The sequence below is a fragment of the Hydrogeniiclostridium mannosilyticum genome (assembly GCF_003268275.1).
Lineage (GTDB): Bacteria > Bacillota > Clostridia > Oscillospirales > Acutalibacteraceae > Hydrogeniiclostridium > Hydrogeniiclostridium mannosilyticum.
This window is the reverse complement of record NZ_QLYR01000004.1, coordinates 132,057-146,880: the sequence shown is the minus strand read 5'-3', so window position 1 is coordinate 146,880 and position 14,824 is coordinate 132,057. Positions and strand designations below refer to the sequence as shown.

15 protein-coding genes are annotated in these 14,824 nt (G+C 57.6%); 11 read left to right on the top strand and 4 right to left on the bottom strand.

Going from position 1 to position 14,824, the window contains the following annotated elements:
- Nucleotides 1–79 precede the first annotated feature (79 nt).
- On the bottom strand, nt 80–1,615 hold the full coding sequence (locus DPQ25_RS08350) for a vWA domain-containing protein (RefSeq protein ID WP_112332712.1): 1,536 nt from the start codon (nt 1,613–1,615) through the stop codon (nt 80–82).
- 536 nt (nt 1,616–2,151) lie between these two features.
- Here DPQ25_RS08350 and DPQ25_RS08345 point away from each other — a divergent pair.
- Together DPQ25_RS08345 and DPQ25_RS08340 are read left to right on the top strand one after the other, a co-directional pair.
- Nucleotides 2,152–2,706: a biotin transporter BioY gene (locus DPQ25_RS08345; RefSeq protein ID WP_242978265.1), complete on the top strand. Its 555-nt coding sequence runs from the start codon at nt 2,152–2,154 to the stop codon at nt 2,704–2,706.
- A gap of 14 nt (nt 2,707–2,720) precedes the next feature.
- Nucleotides 2,721–3,137 carry a DUF1284 domain-containing protein gene (locus tag DPQ25_RS08340; protein WP_177576951.1) on the top strand — a complete coding sequence of 139 codons (417 nt, stop codon included), beginning with the start codon at nt 2,721–2,723 and terminating at the stop codon, nt 3,135–3,137.
- 258 nt (nt 3,138–3,395) lie between these two features.
- Here the strand turns inward: DPQ25_RS08340 and DPQ25_RS08330 are convergent, their stop codons facing one another.
- The 3 genes from DPQ25_RS08330 to DPQ25_RS08320 are packed head-to-tail and all read right to left on the bottom strand — an operon-like array spanning nt 3,396 to nt 5,338.
- Complete coding sequence (locus DPQ25_RS08330; RefSeq protein ID WP_112332709.1) at nt 3,396–4,112, bottom strand: hypothetical protein; 717 nt, start codon at nt 4,110–4,112, stop codon at nt 3,396–3,398.
- The gene (locus DPQ25_RS08325) at nt 4,102–4,974 is read right to left on the bottom strand and encodes an ABC transporter ATP-binding protein (protein ID WP_112332708.1); all 873 of its coding nucleotides are present in this window, start codon (nt 4,972–4,974) and stop codon (nt 4,102–4,104) included. Before DPQ25_RS08325 ends, DPQ25_RS08330 begins: the two co-directional genes overlap by 11 nt.
- Nucleotides 4,952–5,338 (bottom strand): GntR family transcriptional regulator, encoded by a 387-nt coding sequence (locus tag DPQ25_RS08320; RefSeq protein WP_112332707.1) that lies wholly within the window; start codon nt 5,336–5,338, stop codon nt 4,952–4,954. The genes DPQ25_RS08325 and DPQ25_RS08320 overlap by 23 nt, the downstream gene beginning before the upstream one ends.
- A gap of 319 nt (nt 5,339–5,657) precedes the next feature.
- On the opposite strand from DPQ25_RS08320, the gene DPQ25_RS08315 reads away from it, so the two are divergent.
- The 9 genes from DPQ25_RS08315 to DPQ25_RS08275 all read left to right on the top strand — a co-directional run bounded on the left by DPQ25_RS08315 (nt 5,658) and on the right by DPQ25_RS08275 (nt 14,815).
- Nucleotides 5,658–6,290, top strand: a complete 633-nt coding sequence (locus DPQ25_RS08315) for a GyrI-like domain-containing protein (RefSeq protein WP_112332706.1) — start codon at nt 5,658–5,660, stop codon at nt 6,288–6,290.
- A gap of 705 nt (nt 6,291–6,995) precedes the next feature.
- On the top strand, nt 6,996–8,246 hold the full coding sequence (locus DPQ25_RS08310; protein WP_112332705.1) for a 3D domain-containing protein: 1,251 nt from the start codon (nt 6,996–6,998) through the stop codon (nt 8,244–8,246).
- 510 nt (nt 8,247–8,756) lie between these two features.
- On the top strand, nt 8,757–9,086 hold the full coding sequence (locus tag DPQ25_RS08305; protein WP_112332704.1) for a hypothetical protein: 330 nt from the start codon (nt 8,757–8,759) through the stop codon (nt 9,084–9,086).
- Between the two features lie 127 nt (nt 9,087–9,213).
- Nucleotides 9,214–9,591: a hypothetical protein gene (locus DPQ25_RS08300; RefSeq protein WP_112332703.1), complete on the top strand. Its 378-nt coding sequence runs from the start codon at nt 9,214–9,216 to the stop codon at nt 9,589–9,591.
- Nucleotides 9,588–10,505: an AEC family transporter gene (locus DPQ25_RS08295; RefSeq protein WP_112332702.1), complete on the top strand. Its 918-nt coding sequence runs from the start codon at nt 9,588–9,590 to the stop codon at nt 10,503–10,505. The genes DPQ25_RS08300 and DPQ25_RS08295 overlap by 4 nt, the downstream gene beginning before the upstream one ends.
- 318 nt (nt 10,506–10,823) lie before the next feature.
- Nucleotides 10,824–11,510 carry a ribulose-phosphate 3-epimerase gene (gene rpe, locus DPQ25_RS08290; RefSeq protein WP_112332701.1) on the top strand — a complete coding sequence of 229 codons (687 nt, stop codon included), beginning with the start codon at nt 10,824–10,826 and terminating at the stop codon, nt 11,508–11,510.
- Between the two features lie 4 nt (nt 11,511–11,514).
- Nucleotides 11,515–12,768, top strand: coding sequence for a 4Fe-4S dicluster domain-containing protein (locus tag DPQ25_RS08285; RefSeq protein ID WP_177576950.1), 1,254 nt, complete (start codon nt 11,515–11,517; stop codon nt 12,766–12,768).
- Nucleotides 12,765–13,784: an RnfABCDGE type electron transport complex subunit D gene (locus DPQ25_RS08280; protein WP_112332699.1), complete on the top strand. Its 1,020-nt coding sequence runs from the start codon at nt 12,765–12,767 to the stop codon at nt 13,782–13,784. The genes DPQ25_RS08285 and DPQ25_RS08280 overlap by 4 nt, the downstream gene beginning before the upstream one ends.
- A complete protein-coding gene (locus DPQ25_RS08275) occupies nt 13,763–14,815 on the top strand; it encodes a uroporphyrinogen decarboxylase family protein (RefSeq protein WP_112332698.1) in 1,053 nt (350 codons plus the stop codon). The genes DPQ25_RS08280 and DPQ25_RS08275 overlap by 22 nt, the downstream gene beginning before the upstream one ends.
- Nucleotides 14,816–14,824: the final 9 nt, after the last annotated feature.

Here is a 14,824-nt window from a genome sequence, read left to right as displayed (position 1 = left end):
TTGGGGGATTGAGAAGGTTAGAACTTGTAAACGAGACGATGCCTCTGCCGGTGTACAGGCCTGCCGGCGGGCGCTGGGGTTATGCCGGCTTCTTTTTCCCGAGGAAGAAGATGGCGCCGCAGGAACCGCTGAAGACCAGTATTACAAGCAGGCCCCAGAGGAGCGGGCTACCGCTGCCGGTTTCAGGATTGGAGGGGTTCTCCGGGGCGCCGCTTGCCTCGCCGCCGGCTACTGTATAGCTTACGGTAGGCACAGGGAAGACCTCCCGGCCCTTTTCACCGTCTGTGCTGGTGTAATCCAGAACAGCGCTTTCGTTGGTAGGAACTGTATACGTGCCAGGCTCAGTCTCTTTTTCAGACAGCTTCAGGGTGTAAGTGAGTGAAATAGGCACGCCGGAAACAACCGGGGCGTCTATGGCCCAGGCAAGGACTTCCTGTCCGCTTTCGTCCTTAGTGCAGGTCACGGTATAGCGGTCCCCGCCGTTTGTAAATACCACGGTACCGGCGGCTTCATCTACCGTGCCAGTCAAAGCCGTATCCCCCACGGACATACGCAGGGAAGAAAGGCTGTCCAGGTCAAAGCTGCTGCCAATCACATCGGTGACCATACCGTTTTGAATGGTGTAGAGTATACGGCTCTTGACCTGGTCGAACATGCCCGCGGTGTCTGCCGGAACCATGCCGGAGACGCCGCCGATAGTGCAGAGACTGCTGATAAAGCCCGGCGCCCACGGGTATTCGTCCGCATAGCGGGGGTCTGCATAGGCATAGCATTGGTAGCCTGCATCTACGGCGTTCTGCCAGGCTTTTCCGGCCATGTAAATTGCGGCATCGCAGCAGGTATAGGGACTGCCTAAGGTAATATAGGGGGCGCCTTCCTGGTATTCGCCGTAGGGCTGCTGATAGTTCTCAATAACCTTTTCCAGTGCGGCGGCATTGTCAGCCATCCATTGGCCGGCGTTGGCGTATGGAGCGGCGTCCTTGCCAATGGGGTAAAATCCGCACACAGAGGGAGAAGACCAAATCCTGGAAATATTATCCGGGCTTACCTCGTTGAAAACGGTGGTGGGGGTGTCGCCCCACATATAGGTGACGCCGTCCGTAACCAGCACCAGGTGCTTGCTGCTGTTGTCAACGGAGGTGTCGGCGGCCAACATAGCGGCGCCCGCCCTTATGCCGGCATCGATGTTGGTGCCGCTCTTCAGCTCGTTTTTAAAGATGGCTTCAACCTGGGCATAGCTATCGGGGTTCAAGCTGGTCAGCGGCAGGACGAAGCCCTCGTTGTCAGCGGTTTTGTTAAATTCGACTACGCCGACCTTGATGCGGTTTTCGCCGGCCCGCGTCATTAGCTCGTCCAGCATAGCGAGCGCGGCATCCTTGACCTCTACGCTGGTGGACTTGTCCAGTACAAAGACGACGTCGGAGCTGGTCTTCTCCGAGCCGGCGCCAATAGCCAGGGTAACATCTGTACGGCCGTCTTTCAGCTCCGCCGCCGTTTTATCAATAGCGGCATGACGGTTGGTTTCTGCTGCCAGTACAGCTGTGTTCAACGACAGCGCCATGACAGCGGACAGCAGCAACGCTGCCAGTTTGTTCAGCGTTTTCTTTCGTTTCATACTTTTCACCTTCCACAATTGATGCTTCTAATATGAGTAGAAATTCCGACATGGTAATGCGGTTTAAAAGTATACTTTTAGTCACATCAATTTATGGAAGGGAAAAATAAAAAAAGCCCCCTAAAAAGGGGACTTTTAGCCATAAAACTATTCATAACTATAAGTATACTTAAAAACAATACCTGTTAATTTCCATTATATTCCAGTTTTTTATATTTTTCAAGTGCTTTTTAAATTATTTTTTCGCTTAAATCTTAATACGAGATGTGTAAATAATTCACTAAATTTTAAAATAAATTTACAGCAGGCAATTTTACCAAGGCGCGTAATCTTTTTTGACGGATCGAGCAGGACAGCGAGAGACAAAATAAAAACAGTTCCGGGCCGCAGCTTGCTGTACGGCGGTTTTGGTTCCCCTTTAGGAAAACGGCTATGCCGCTGCCGGAAAGACGGGAACGCCTTGAATGGGCCTTTATTGACAGATTTCCGGGATTGTTATATGATAAATCCAGATCAAATAAAAGGAGTGCTGTACCATGCATATGAACACCAAAAAGCTGACCGGGATTGCCGCATGCGTAGCCCTGATGGCTGTCTGCTCGTGGATCTCCATTCCCTTTGCCATTCCCTTTACGATGCAGACCTTTGCGGTTTTCGTGACCATCGGCCTGCTGGGCGGCCGTTCGGCGACTGTCGCCATCGGTATTTATATCCTCATGGGCGCAGTTGGCCTGCCTGTGTTTGCCGGCTTCAGCGGCGGCGTGGGAATCCTGTTCGGAAATACCGGCGGCTATATTATCGGCTTTTTATTCTCTGCGCTGACCATGTGGCTGACGGAACCCATCTGGAAGAAAAACACGGGGCGCTTTATGCTGTTTGAGGGCCTGGGGATGCTGGTGTGCTACTTTTTTGGTACGCTGTGGTTCATGTTCCTCTATACGTCCAACGTGGGCTTTGGCGGCTTTATCAGCGTGATGAGCATGTGCGTGGTGCCTTTTATTATTCCGGATGCCGCCAAGCTGGTGCTGGCCGCGGTTATCAGCCGGCGCGTGGCAAAGCTGCTGAAGCTGGACCGTGAGCATGCGCTGTAACCGGCATGCGCGCGATGCGGTATGAGATCAGGCCGCACCACGGCCTATGCAGCCTTTTCTTTGAGGGAAAGGGCTACAGCGGCGGCTTTGTGAGGCATATGGCGGATGTTTTGGCACAGCTGAGGCAAAACCCGGTTATCCGGTTGGCGGAAGGCGCGGACGAGCTGTGCGGCTGCTGCCCGAACAACCGGGAGGGCGTGTGTACGGATAAGGAAAAGGCGTCTAATTACGACCGGCGGGTATTGGCGCTTTGCAGGCTTCATGCCGGGGAGGAGCTTCCCTGGCTGGATTTCAGCGCAAGGGTGCGGACAGAGATTGTGTTCGCAGGGCGGCGGCACGCCGTGTGCGGCGACTGCCAATGGAGCGGCCTGTGCGACGCGGTGGCGGCAAGGCGCGGGCTGCTGCCGAAGAGCCCTGGTAATCAAAAATAAGCTTAAAACTCCCAGGCTGTTCCAGACAGCCCGGGAGTTTGTTTGTTATGCCTAAACCGGCGCCTGTGCTTGTTTAATCAAGGACCGGATGGCTGCCGCCCTTTTCTAATATATATAGGTGGATACCGGGCCTTCTCAGGCTGCTGGGCGCGGCGCTCCCGGAGCGGGCTTTTCTCCGTTAAAATGAACGGGCCCGGGCCGGGCAGGGGTAAAAAATACCGGGCGGGCAAGCCCGCGCCGGTACATAGCGATATGGTTTTATTTTAATTCCGCCCTGCGCATAAGCAGGTAGGAAAAGCCGGAGAAAACGGCGGTGGCAGCCAGAAAGGTCAGCATGGGCGCCCAGAGCTGCAGGGTGCGGTTGGGCCCGAAGCCCAGCAGCCTGGCAAAGAAATGGAAAAGGCCGCTGGTAACCTCTGCCGGAAGGACGTTGACGGCAAGGATTGGCAGCAGGACAAAGAGCAGAATGCCCAGCGTGATGAGCAGAAGAATAAAAAGCGTTTTGCCAATACGGTTTTTCAGCACCGCCGCCGCAAAAGAAATGCCGCAAAAGAACAGATAGGCGAGCAGCATCCACAGCCAATGGGCCAGTATGTTTTGCCCGCCGCCGTAAAGCGTGGTAAAGAGGGAAACGTAGCTGCCGCTCAGGCCCAGCAGTGTGGACATGAGTGTGTCAAACACGCTCATGAAGAAAGAGACGAGGGCGAACGTGCAGAGTGTACTGGCGTAAATGCGCCGGCGTGTAAAGCCGTTTTGCAGAAAGTATTTGAAATCCTCGCTGAAGCTCAGGCTGCCGAAGAAGCACAGGTAGACAAAGCAGCTAAGCTCCGCACCGTTTGTGGATATGTCTCCGCCGCCGGCAATACCGGCGAGGATGACGCCGAACAGCATAAGGCTGTAGAGGATGCCGTAGAAGATGCACAGCGGCTTTACGGCGGAACGGCATTGGTAGCGTATCATGGCGTTAAGCTTCATGGGAAGAGACCTCCTTTTCGGTAAGCTTTACAAAGAGCTTTTGCAGGTTCATGGCGGAGACGTGCAGGCCGGCGTGGAGCTTTTCCTCCCGGACCCCGCCCATGAGGTAGGCAATTTTCATGCCGCCCAGCAGGTCGCAGCCAAACACCTGCTCCCCGGCGCAGTAGGTGTCCACGTCCGCCTGGCTGCCGGCGATGCTGTAGCCCGTGGCCATCAGGCGCTCTACGGAATCCTGCAATAAAATGCGCCCCCGGTCGATGATGACGACCTCTTCAATGAGGTTGGCGACCTCCTCAATGAGGTGGGTGGCAATGATGATGGTGCGCGGCTTTTCCTGGTAGCTTTCCAGCAGCAGCCTGTAAAAGAGCTCGCGGTGGTTGGCATCGAGGCCCAGCACGGGCTCGTCGAAAATGACGTAGGGGACGTCGAGGCAAAGGGCGGTAATCAGCTTGAAAATAGACTTGTAGCCTGTAGAAAGGGCACGGACCTTTTTGTTGACGTTCAGCTCATAGGCCTCGGCCAATTTATGGGCCTTTTCCAGGTCAAAACAGCCGTAAAAGCTGCCGGTCCATTTAAAAATATCCTTCACCCGCATACCCGCCGGGTAAAGGTCGGCCTCGCTCATGCAGTAGAGCTTTTCCTGTACCCGATCGTTTTCACACACCGGTTCGCCATCGATGGTGACACAGCCGTCCGTGGCAAATATCCGGTTGGCAATAATATTGATAAGCGTGGATTTTCCCGCGCCGTTGCGCCCCAGCAGGCCATAGATTCTACCAGCCTCAAAGCGGAAGGAAATGCCCTCCAGCGCAAGGGTGTCGCGGTAACGCTTGGTGACGTTACTGATCTGAATCGCGTCCATCTTCATACCCTCTTTCAATCAATTGAATAATTTGCTCCTTTGTCATTTGCAGTTTATTTGCCTCGCTGATAAGCGCGGCAATGTACTGGTCGTAAAACTGGTTTTTGCGCTTGGCGCGGATTTTCTCCACCGCGCCTGTTTTTACAAACATACCCAGGCCCCTTTTCTTATAAATAATGTCCTCGTCAACAAGCATGTTCATCCCCTTGAGTACGGTGTGGGGGTTAATGTTGAATAAAACGGAGATTTCATTGGTGGAGGGGATTTGCTGCTCCTCCTGAAACACGCCGGTAAAAATGGAATCTTCCAGCTGCCCGGCGATTTGCATGAAGATTGGTTTTTCACTGCTTGGGTTAATCTTCATTAGCGGAGGCCTCCTTTCTTAATTAGTTAGTTACATAAGTAGCGAACTAGCATGGCTATAGTTTAACAGAAACCGGCGGCGCTGTCAATCCCCATTTTCTATTTTTAAAGCGCAAGGGCCCACGCGGGTGCAAGGGCCCATGCAGGCGCAAGGGGCGCCGTGACAATTCCCCGCTGCTGTGCTAAAATAAAAGCGCACAGGAACGCCGGGTGAATAGCGGCGGCGCCCGGAGCGGCAATGCGTTTGCGCCAGCGGGCCCGCATTAGGCCCGGGCACAAGAAAAGGCTGCAAGCTTCTAAGGAAAGGTGAGGAGAAAAGAATGGCGTTCGATTATAAAAAGGAATATAAGGGGCTTTACCTGCCGCCCAAAAAGCCCGCGCTGGTAGAGGTCCCGGCAATGCGTTTTGCGGCGGTGCAGGGCAAGGGCGACCCCAATGTGGAGGGCGGCGCCTATCAAGAAGCCCTGGGCTTGCTGTATGGCGTGGCGTTTACCGTTAAGATGAGCAAGCTGGGCAACCGTGCCATTGAGGGCTACTTCGACTATGTGGTACCGCCGCTGGAAGGGCTTTGGCGTCAGCCGGGCGTTAGCGGCATTGATTATACGCGCAAGGAAAATTTTGAATGGGTGTCCATGATCCGCCTGCCGGACTTTGTCACACCGGAGGTGTTTGACTGGGCCGTACACGAGGCGGCGGAGAAAAAGAAAAAGGATTTTTCTGCTGTAAAATACTTTACCTATGAGGAGGGCCTCTGTGTGCAGTGTATGCACCTGGGCCCCTATGACAACGAGCCCGCCACCATTGCCGCGCTGGGCCGGTTTGCCGTGGAAAACGGCTGCGCGCTTGACCTGGACGGCTGCCGCCGCCACCATGAAATCTATCTCAGCGACCCCAGGCGCTGCGCTCCGGAACGGTTGAAAACGGTGATCCGCCAACCGGTTAAAAGGGCCTGACCGTTCAACCCGCCCAGCATAGCCGTCAGCCCCTGGCACAGTGCTGTTACCATTTGAATTGTAAAAAATAGGCCCTCCGGTATAAACCGGAGGGCCTATTTTGGCCTTCAAAGAAAGAGTGCTTTATGGATAAAAAGGTTTTTTACGGAACCGGGCAGCACCCATAAAGGAAATATATGGAAGAAAAATGATACTCTTTCCGCAAAAAATATTGGAAGCTTCTGGAAAAGCTTTATAATATAAATGCATAAATATTAATGTTCGACAAATCCTGAACAATGTTAAGATTTAGGTGTTATCCCTGGTATTTACAGGAATTTGCGCGGTGTGCCGGCAATAGAAATAGTATATTTTTACAGCGGTTTTCAGAAGTAAACAGAGTTGTAATGATTGTAACAAGTTTGTAACCGTTGATTTTCTTGCATTTTGCACAGAAGACAAGAGGGGAACTCCTTTAAAAAAAGGGGGTAAATTGGAATTTTCAGGTTTTATTATTCTTAAAAAGAAATAATAAAATGTCGCATTTATAAAAAGTGCACAAATAAGGCCTGAAAGGCAATTTGACGCTTGGAGAAAAAGTGAATATAATAACCATCGTCAGCAAAACCCAATCCATTGCGCACCGGTTATGCAGAACGGGAAGGCCGAAGGTGAGGCCCCTGTTTTTTGCTTGGTGCGTCAATTAAGAAAAAGGTGAAGCGATTTATGAAGAACACAAACGAATTTTCATTGTGCAACGCAATGAAAAACAATATGAGCAGGAGCTGGCAGAAAACGCTGGCGGTTTTAGTGGCTATGGTGGTGTTTACCATCAGCCCGGTCATTACCGTTATGGCTGCTGCCCGGCAGGTAAACATCACGGTGGACGGCGAGACGAGCTCCAGCATGATCACAATGGCCTGCGAAAGCGAGGACGATGCCCGCGCCATTCTGGCACAGAACGGCTATGAGGTTTCGGACGGGGACCTGGTCTCCTTTGGCGAGGACGGGGCCGCTGTTTCCATCCAGGTGCGCAGCGCCCTCTCCACCACGGTTTCAGCCGACGGCAAAGAGGTGCGGGTCACGGCGCATTACGGCGACACGGTCGCCGGGGCGCTGAGCGATGCGGGCGTTTCCCTGACGAGGTTTGACACGGTTACGCCCGGAAAGACCAATATCCTTACCGGAAACGAGACCATTGCCGTCAAACGCTACCATGATGTCACGGTGCTGTTCGACGGCACGCAAAAAACCGTGGTGGCGCCGGACGGAACCGTGGCCGATGCCTTGAAAGCCGCCGGGGTTACGCTGGGCGAAGAGGATATCGCAACCCCCGCGCCGGATGCCGTGCTGGTCAACGGCATGCAGGTAACGGTGCAGCGCGTTTCCTACCAGGAGGTTACCACCACCGAGGCAGTGGCATATGAGACCGTAAAAAAAGAGGATCCCAACCTGACTAAGGGCGTCACAAAGGTGGAGACCGAGGGCCGGGAGGGCGTGCGTACCATCGTTACCCGTGAAAAATGGGTGGACGGCGTGTGCGTGGACACAGAGGAGCTCAGCAATGAGGTGACACAGGAACCAGCCGCCGAGGTTGTGCGCGTGGGGACAAAGCCGCGTGTGGCGGGCCAGGCGGTGGTCGGCGGCAACGGTACGCTGATCGACCAGAACGGCAACCCGGTCTCCTATAGCAAGGTCATTACCGGAAAATGCTCCGCCTATACGGGCGGCGGCTATTGCTCAACAGGCGTCCCGGCTGCTTTCGGCCGCGTCGCCGTCAACCCCAACGTCATCCCCTATGGCACGAAGCTCTATATCTGTTCCCCGGACGGGCGCATCGTCTACGGCTACGCCGTAGCTGCCGACACCGGCGGGGCCTGTATGCGGGGCACGATTGTATGCGACCTGTATTATGATACCCTGAGCGAATGCGCGCAAATCGGCGTTCGCAATATGAATATTTATATTCTGGGGTAAGCGCGCATCGAAGCGGCGCAATAAAGCGGGCGCGGCAGGTTCAACCGTTCCGGTAGGCGGGTAAGCTGACATTCCCGATGCTGTAGGGCTTATGAAAGAAAATATTTTCCCTGTGCGGAACGGGCGGGGAAACCTGAAAAGGGCGCTGAAGCGAACAGGCTTCGGCGCCCTTTTTGCGGCCCCGTCGCCCGCCGCTGCCGGCTAAGTGTTCACCGTCAAGCGCGCCTGCGAGAGGCCCGTTTGTTAAAAAGGAGGAAAATTATTGAAAATAGGGCTTGCCAAAGCAGAACATATGTGTTATTATAAATGCGCAAAGAACAAATGAACGATATTTTCAGAACAAGAGAACGGGTTGTTTGAATCTTTGTTTGAACAGGCGCTCCGGCATCCGGCGGTATACGGCAAGGGTAAAAGGACAAACCGGGGACGGAACGCCGGCACAGACACAGCCGGAACGAAACGGACAGCGGCCGGCTGTTTTTGGCGGATTAATCGATTGGGGGAAATTTTATGAATATCCTGTTGTGTGTGGCAATTTTAGCAGGCGTTGCGGCGCTGGCGGTATACTACCGCCCCAGAAAGGTGGAGGGCAGGGCCCTGTGCGCTTTGCCGGCATTCCAGGCCGCCGTTATTCTGCTGGGCGGCGGCGGATCGCCGGCCTACCTGCTGCTTCAGGCAGCGCTGGCCGCAGTTGTGCTGGGCTGTGGGCTTGTCGTGCTGCACAGGGAGCGTGTGCGCGCGGCGTTTCAGGCCCGCCGCCGGGCGGAGGCTACAGGGCGGCACACCGCAAAGGCGCCTGCACGCCTGAAAGAGGGCTGCCCCCGTAAGTTCTGTGCTTAAAAACCGGCGTTTGCTTGACAGCCACAGGCCGCTTGACGTATACTACACTCATATTCCCGGGCACAATAGCATTGCAAGCGGGCGGACCGTGCGCAGTGAAATTTAGCAGAGATATGGTGGCGTTAAAATGGATTATGTATTTGCGGGCTTATGGCTGGTGGTTGGCCTTCTGCTGATCTTCCGCTTCGGGCGGGAGAACAAGGTTTTTTACCTGTTGGGCGCGTTTTTTCTGATTCTGGCCGGTTGGTGGATAGCGGACATCCTGCTCCCGGTCGACCTGTTCGCCGGGGTTTGGCCCTGGGTGCTGCGCGCGCTGGCGCTGTGCGCATTGGCGGCGGCCTGTGTGGCCTATTACCGGGAGATGAAGCGAAACAAGGCGAAAGGCCGGCAGCAGGAGCTGCCGGAGGACAGCCTGGAGGATTGGGGCGCGGGTTCCCTTCCTCCTGCGCGCGGGGACGCGGAACCGCCTGCCGCCGGAGATGAAAAGGACGGCCGCGAAGAATGATGGAATCGGCCGCCGTTGTGGCGGAAAAGGTAATCGTTCTTTTTATCATGATCGCCGTGGGGTACGGCTGTGCCAGGGCGGGCGCGCTGAAGGAAGAGGGGACGCTGCAGCTTACCAATATCCTGTTTTATGTGGTAACGCCGTGCCTGATTGTAAATTCGCTGCAAAATACGATGGGGATTGTGGACCTGGGCCAGCTGCTTTTGGCAGGCGGCCTTTCTTTTGTCTCCATGGGCCTGGCGATTGTGCTGTGCCCGCTTTTATTTCGCCGGGCGGAGGAAAAGAAAAAGCGCATGATGCGTTTTTGCACCATCTATTCCAACTGCGGGTTTATGGGGCTTCCGCTGGCGCAGGCGATTTTGGGCGACACCGGCGCAGCGTATGCATCGGTGTTTGTGGTGGCATATAATATCTTGGTCTGGACCCACGGCGTGGGAATGCTGGGGGCACGAAGCATGAACCTGAAAAAGGCGCTGCTGAACCCCGGGCTGATAGGGCTGGCGGCGGGGCTGCCGCTGTTCATGCTGGGCGTCCGCCTCCCCGTGGTGCTGGAGATGCCGGTGAGCGCGCTGGCCGCGGTCAATACGCCCCTGGCTATGCTGGTCATCGGCGGCTACATTGCCAAGGTGCGTTGGCGGGATCTAATTGCCGACCTGGACGTCTATAAGGTTTGCTTTTGGCGCCTGCTGGCGGTTCCGGCCTTGCTGTTTCTGCTGCTTTGGCTCATCCGGCCCGAGAGCATGGCGGCAACCACGGTGCTGGTTCTGGCGGCGGCCCCCTGCGGCGCCAACGCTGTTTTGTTCGCGGCGATGTTCCAGGGGGACACGGAGACGGCCGGGAAGTCGGTGGCAATGAGCACGTTGCTCTCTGTGCTGACAATGCCGGCGTTTGCGGTGCTGGGGCAGTGGCTGTAGGGGCCGCCGGGCCCGGCTTGGCACGGCGTCGAAGAGACCGGCGGGAAACGCCGGCCTTTTTTTATGCCGGGGCGGCGTGCGGATGATTTTTCGGGACCAAACCGGCGCCGGCGCATAGAATGGAATGCGGGGCAATATTGCCGGAACCGCTTTATTATAGATAGCCCGCACCGCGGCTCTTTGGAGAAAGGGCGGCGGCGCGGGCGTTTTTGCAATTGAAAACGCGGGGGGAAGCTGTTATAATAAAACCATTGCCCGTGGCCCTCGCTGCGGGTGGGGGCAAGCCGCGGGAGCGGATAAAGCAAGGGGGATAAAACCATGAAAATAGCGCCTTCGATGCTGGCGTCGGATTTTGCAAATTTTGGGCCGGAAACCCGGCGGATGGAACAGGGAGGGGCCGATTATATCCACCTGGATATTATGGACGGCCTGTTTGTGCCGAACCTTTCCTTCGGCCTTCCGGTGGTCAAGGCGGCGCGGCCTTATGCGGAAACGCCGTTTGATGTGCATTTGATGATTCAGGAGCCGGCGAAATATGTGCAGCGCTTTGCCGAGGCGGGCGCTGATTGGATTTCCTTTCACCTGGAGGCTACTGGGGACCCTGCCCATACGGCGGAGCTGATTCGGGCCTGCGGCGTGCATCCGGCCTTGGCTGTCAAACCCGCGACGCCGGTGGAGCGCGTGTACCCCTATCTCGATTTAGTCGATATGGTGCTGATTATGACGGTGGAGCCCGGCTTTGGCGGCCAGAGCTTTATGGCGGACATGATGGACAAGGTCCGCCTGCTGCGCGGCAGGCTGCTGGCGGAGAATAAATCCGTGCTGATTGAAATTGACGGCGGCGTCAATGAGGAAACCATTGCCCAGGCCGCAGCAGCAGGCGTAGATATCTGCGTGGCGGGAACGGGCGTATTCAAGGCCGCGGATGCCGGCGAGGCAATCCGGGCGCTCAAGACGGTTGCCGCCCAATATGAGGGACGGGCTCCTCGGAGGAAGGAAGGCTGAGTTTATGCGGGGCTTGTACTTGCTGGGCCACTGCATGGACGGCATCGCCGTGGATCCCGGAAAAAAAAGGGCCCGGGGGGAAATCCGGCCCTTTTCCGCGCCCGAGACGGTAACCCTGCCGCTTCCGGGCATTGAGGACCCGGCTCAATGTATGGCATCGCCGGGCGACAGCGTCAGGCGGGGGCAGGAGCTGGCGCGCCTGCCTGGCGGCAATATCGTCCGCGCGTCCCTGGCAGGGGTCGTGCGGGAATTGCGCCGGCTGCCGGGTGAGCGGGCGCCGCTGTGCGTGGTGATAGAGCCCGCGGCGTCCGGCTGCTCCGGCCATACGCGCGCTGAGCCGGGGAAAAAGCTGCGCTGGGATGAGGGCCGCGCGTGGGAGCTGGTCGCTGCCGCGGGGATTGTGGATGAGCTCGACGGGCGGCTGTTGACGGAGAAGCTGGAAGAGAAGGCCGATGTGCTGGTGGTGTGCTGCGTGGGCGACAGCGTCCGGGAAGGGGCTGGGGATGCGGTTGCCGCAGGCATGGCGCAGGATGTGGCGGCCGGTATTCGCCTGGCGCAGGAGCTGGCGCGGATTCCCCGCTGCATGATGTTTACCGGGGACCGCGCACTGAAAAAAGCGTATGCGGAGACGGAGCTCGAACTGGAATGGACCTTCGCCCGCGGGCGTTACCCGGCGTGCATGCTGCTTCGCCGGCAGCTTGAGCGGGAGGAAAGGGCCTGTGTGCTGCTGGGGGTACAGGCGGTGGCCGCGCTGGGCCGCGTCCGGCGTGGGATGTTCCAGCTGACGGCGGTGGTGGAGGTTTCCGGTGATGCCGTTGAGCGCCCCTCCTTTTTGGAAGTGCCCGTGGGCTCGGACGTGCTGTCCATTCTGCGGGCCTGCGGCTGGAGCGGCTCGGGTAGCATTTACCTGGGGGATTGCGTCAGGGGGCGCCTGTGGGACCGCGCCGAGCCCGTCACGCAGACGACCCGCTGTATCTCGGTTTTTCGCAGGCTGTCCAAGCCCGGGTACCCCATCTGCATCGGCTGCGGGCGTTGTGAAAGGGCTTGCCCGGTGGGGGTGCGCCCCTGGGTGGTCTGCCAGCCCTCGCAGGACACACGCAAGGCGCTGGCACGTTTGTGCAGGGCGGATCGCTGTGTTGGCTGCGGCGCTTGCTCGGCTGCCTGTCCGGCTGCGCTGGACCCCTCCGCGGCGGTGCAGGAAGCGGCTGCCGCCGTTGGCGCGGAAAAGCCGGATCGGAAGGAGGCTGAGGCGGAATGAGCACAGTAGGGCCGAGAATCCCCTACCTGAGAAAGGAGGCCACAGTGGCCTCCATGATGGGCAATGTTCTGCTTGCCCAGGCAGCTCTGCTGGTAGTGTCCGCCGCCTATTACGGGCTGCGCCCGCTTCTGCTGTGCCTGGCGACCGTCGCGGTTTGTTTTGCCGCGGAATGCGTGTGCAATGTGATTGGCAGGCGGGGGTTTTTCCCCCAGGAGGCCAGCGGCTGTGTGACGGCGGTTACCGTCTGCCTGCTGCTTCCTCCCTCGGCGCCGTATTGGCTGCCGGTGACGGCGGGGCTGTTTGCCATCCTGGCGGCAAAGGCGCCCTTTGGCGGCCTGGGGCGGACGCTCTTCAACCCTGCTGCCGCGGGCGTTGCGTTTGTTACCGTTTGCAGCCCCGACAAGGTTTTTCAATATATCGCGCCGCCGCCGGGCGGTTATCCGCTGTTTGAGGACGTGCACGGCGCGGTCCTGCAGGCGCCCTCGGCAATGATGGCGGCAGGCCTGAAGCCGCCGCAGCCGCCGCTTGAGCTGCTGTGGGGCCATGCTCCCGGTCCGATGGGGACTACGGCGGCGCTGGTGCTGGTTGCCGGGGCGGTTTTTCTCTGCTCCCGCCGCATCATCAACTGGGAGACGCCCGTCTCCATGCTGCTGGCATCGGCCCTTTATGCGGCGCTGTTTCCGCGCATTGCGTGCAGCCCGCTGACCTCGGTGAGCTATGAGCTGCTGACCGGCTCTTTATTATATTGCGGCATCTTTATGGCGGCAGACCCCGTTACCTCCCCGCGTACCCGGGGCGGACGCTGGCTCTATGGGGCGGGCGCCGGCCTCATGCTCATGCTCATGCGTATGTTCGGCGCTTATGAACAGAGCGCCTGCTTCGCCATACTGCTGGCCAACGCGCTGGTTCCCAGTCTGGACCGGCTGGTGTGCTCCGGCGGGAGGCGGATAGGTTCGCTGTACAAACGGCAAAAAAAGTTGGAGGAGTTAAAAGGATGGAAGGAAAAACAGAATTAACACCCAGAGAGCTGGTCAGGGCGACCCTGGAGTTTCGCAACACCAGCGGCCGTGTGCCGCGGCAGCAGTGGACGCTGCCCTGGGCCACGGATCATTACGGCGATGCCGTCGCGCAGATTGACCGCGATTTCCCGCCCGACATCATCGGGGCCCCGGCCCGGCTGGAGAAATACCCGCCGGTGCAGGGGAACCCCTACGAGGTGGGGACCTTCGTCGATGAGTGGGGCTGTATGTTCGATAATGTGGCGAAGGGCATTATCGGCGAGGTCAAGCAGCCGCTTGTTACCCAGGAGGATTGGAGCGACGCCGGCAGGGTGCACATTCCCGAGGAGCTGCTCACCTTCGATGTAAACGAGGTCAACGCGTTCTGCCGAGGCACGGACCGCTTTGTACTGGCGGGCTGCTGCCCGCGCCCGTTTGAGCAGCTGCAGTTTATCCGCACCACGGAGGAGCTGTACATGGACCTGATGGACCCGCCGCCGAAGCTGCTGGAGTTCCTTGCGCGGATGCACGACTTTTACTGCCGCCATGTGGAAAAATGGGCGCAGACGGATGTGGACGGCATCCAGTTCATCGACGATTGGGGCTCGCAGAAGAGCCTGCTGATCAATCCGCGCCTTTGGGATGAGATCTTCCGCCCGATGTATCAGGACTATATCGATATTGCGAAAAAATACGGCAAGAAGACCTTTATGCATTCCGACGGCTATACGCTGGACCTGTTCCCGCGCCTGATCGATATGGGCCTGGATGCCATCAACTCACAGATTTTCTGTATGGGTGTGGATAAGCTGGCGCCCTTCCGCGGCAAGATCACCTTCTGGGGCGAAATCGACCGCCAGCACATGCTGCCGGAGGGAACGCTGGCGGACATCGACGCGGCTGTCGAGGAGGTCTACAGTAAGCTGTGGGCCGACGGCGGCTGCATTGCCCAGTGTGAGTTTGGCGCGGGCGCTAAGGCGGAGAACGTCTACCGCGTCTATGAAAAATGGGCGCGCCTGCGCGAGGAGGACCTCGCCGCCGGAAAGTAACGCCAACGA

Excerpts from the sequence above, each read along its gene's own strand:
- DPQ25_RS08350 (WP_112332712.1), bottom strand. The coding sequence starts at position 1,615 with ATGAAACGAAAGAAAACGCTGAACAAACTGGCAGCGTTGCTGCTGTCC.
- DPQ25_RS08345 (WP_242978265.1), top strand. The coding sequence starts at position 2,152 with ATGCATATGAACACCAAAAAGCTGACCGGGATTGCCGCATGCGTAGCC.
- DPQ25_RS08340 (WP_177576951.1), top strand. The coding sequence starts at position 2,721 with ATGCGGTATGAGATCAGGCCGCACCACGGCCTATGCAGCCTTTTCTTT.
- DPQ25_RS08330 (WP_112332709.1), bottom strand. The coding sequence starts at position 4,112 with ATGAAGCTTAACGCCATGATACGCTACCAATGCCGTTCCGCCGTAAAG.
- DPQ25_RS08325 (WP_112332708.1), bottom strand. The coding sequence starts at position 4,974 with ATGGACGCGATTCAGATCAGTAACGTCACCAAGCGTTACCGCGACACC.
- DPQ25_RS08320 (WP_112332707.1), bottom strand. The coding sequence starts at position 5,338 with ATGAAGATTAACCCAAGCAGTGAAAAACCAATCTTCATGCAAATCGCC.
- DPQ25_RS08315 (WP_112332706.1), top strand. The coding sequence starts at position 5,658 with ATGGCGTTCGATTATAAAAAGGAATATAAGGGGCTTTACCTGCCGCCC.
- DPQ25_RS08310 (WP_112332705.1), top strand. The coding sequence starts at position 6,996 with ATGAAGAACACAAACGAATTTTCATTGTGCAACGCAATGAAAAACAAT.
- DPQ25_RS08305 (WP_112332704.1), top strand. The coding sequence starts at position 8,757 with ATGAATATCCTGTTGTGTGTGGCAATTTTAGCAGGCGTTGCGGCGCTG.
- DPQ25_RS08300 (WP_112332703.1), top strand. The coding sequence starts at position 9,214 with ATGGATTATGTATTTGCGGGCTTATGGCTGGTGGTTGGCCTTCTGCTG.
- DPQ25_RS08295 (WP_112332702.1), top strand. The coding sequence starts at position 9,588 with ATGATGGAATCGGCCGCCGTTGTGGCGGAAAAGGTAATCGTTCTTTTT.
- rpe (WP_112332701.1), top strand. The coding sequence starts at position 10,824 with ATGAAAATAGCGCCTTCGATGCTGGCGTCGGATTTTGCAAATTTTGGG.
- DPQ25_RS08285 (WP_177576950.1), top strand. The coding sequence starts at position 11,515 with ATGCGGGGCTTGTACTTGCTGGGCCACTGCATGGACGGCATCGCCGTG.
- DPQ25_RS08280 (WP_112332699.1), top strand. The coding sequence starts at position 12,765 with ATGAGCACAGTAGGGCCGAGAATCCCCTACCTGAGAAAGGAGGCCACA.
- DPQ25_RS08275 (WP_112332698.1), top strand. The coding sequence starts at position 13,763 with ATGGAAGGAAAAACAGAATTAACACCCAGAGAGCTGGTCAGGGCGACC.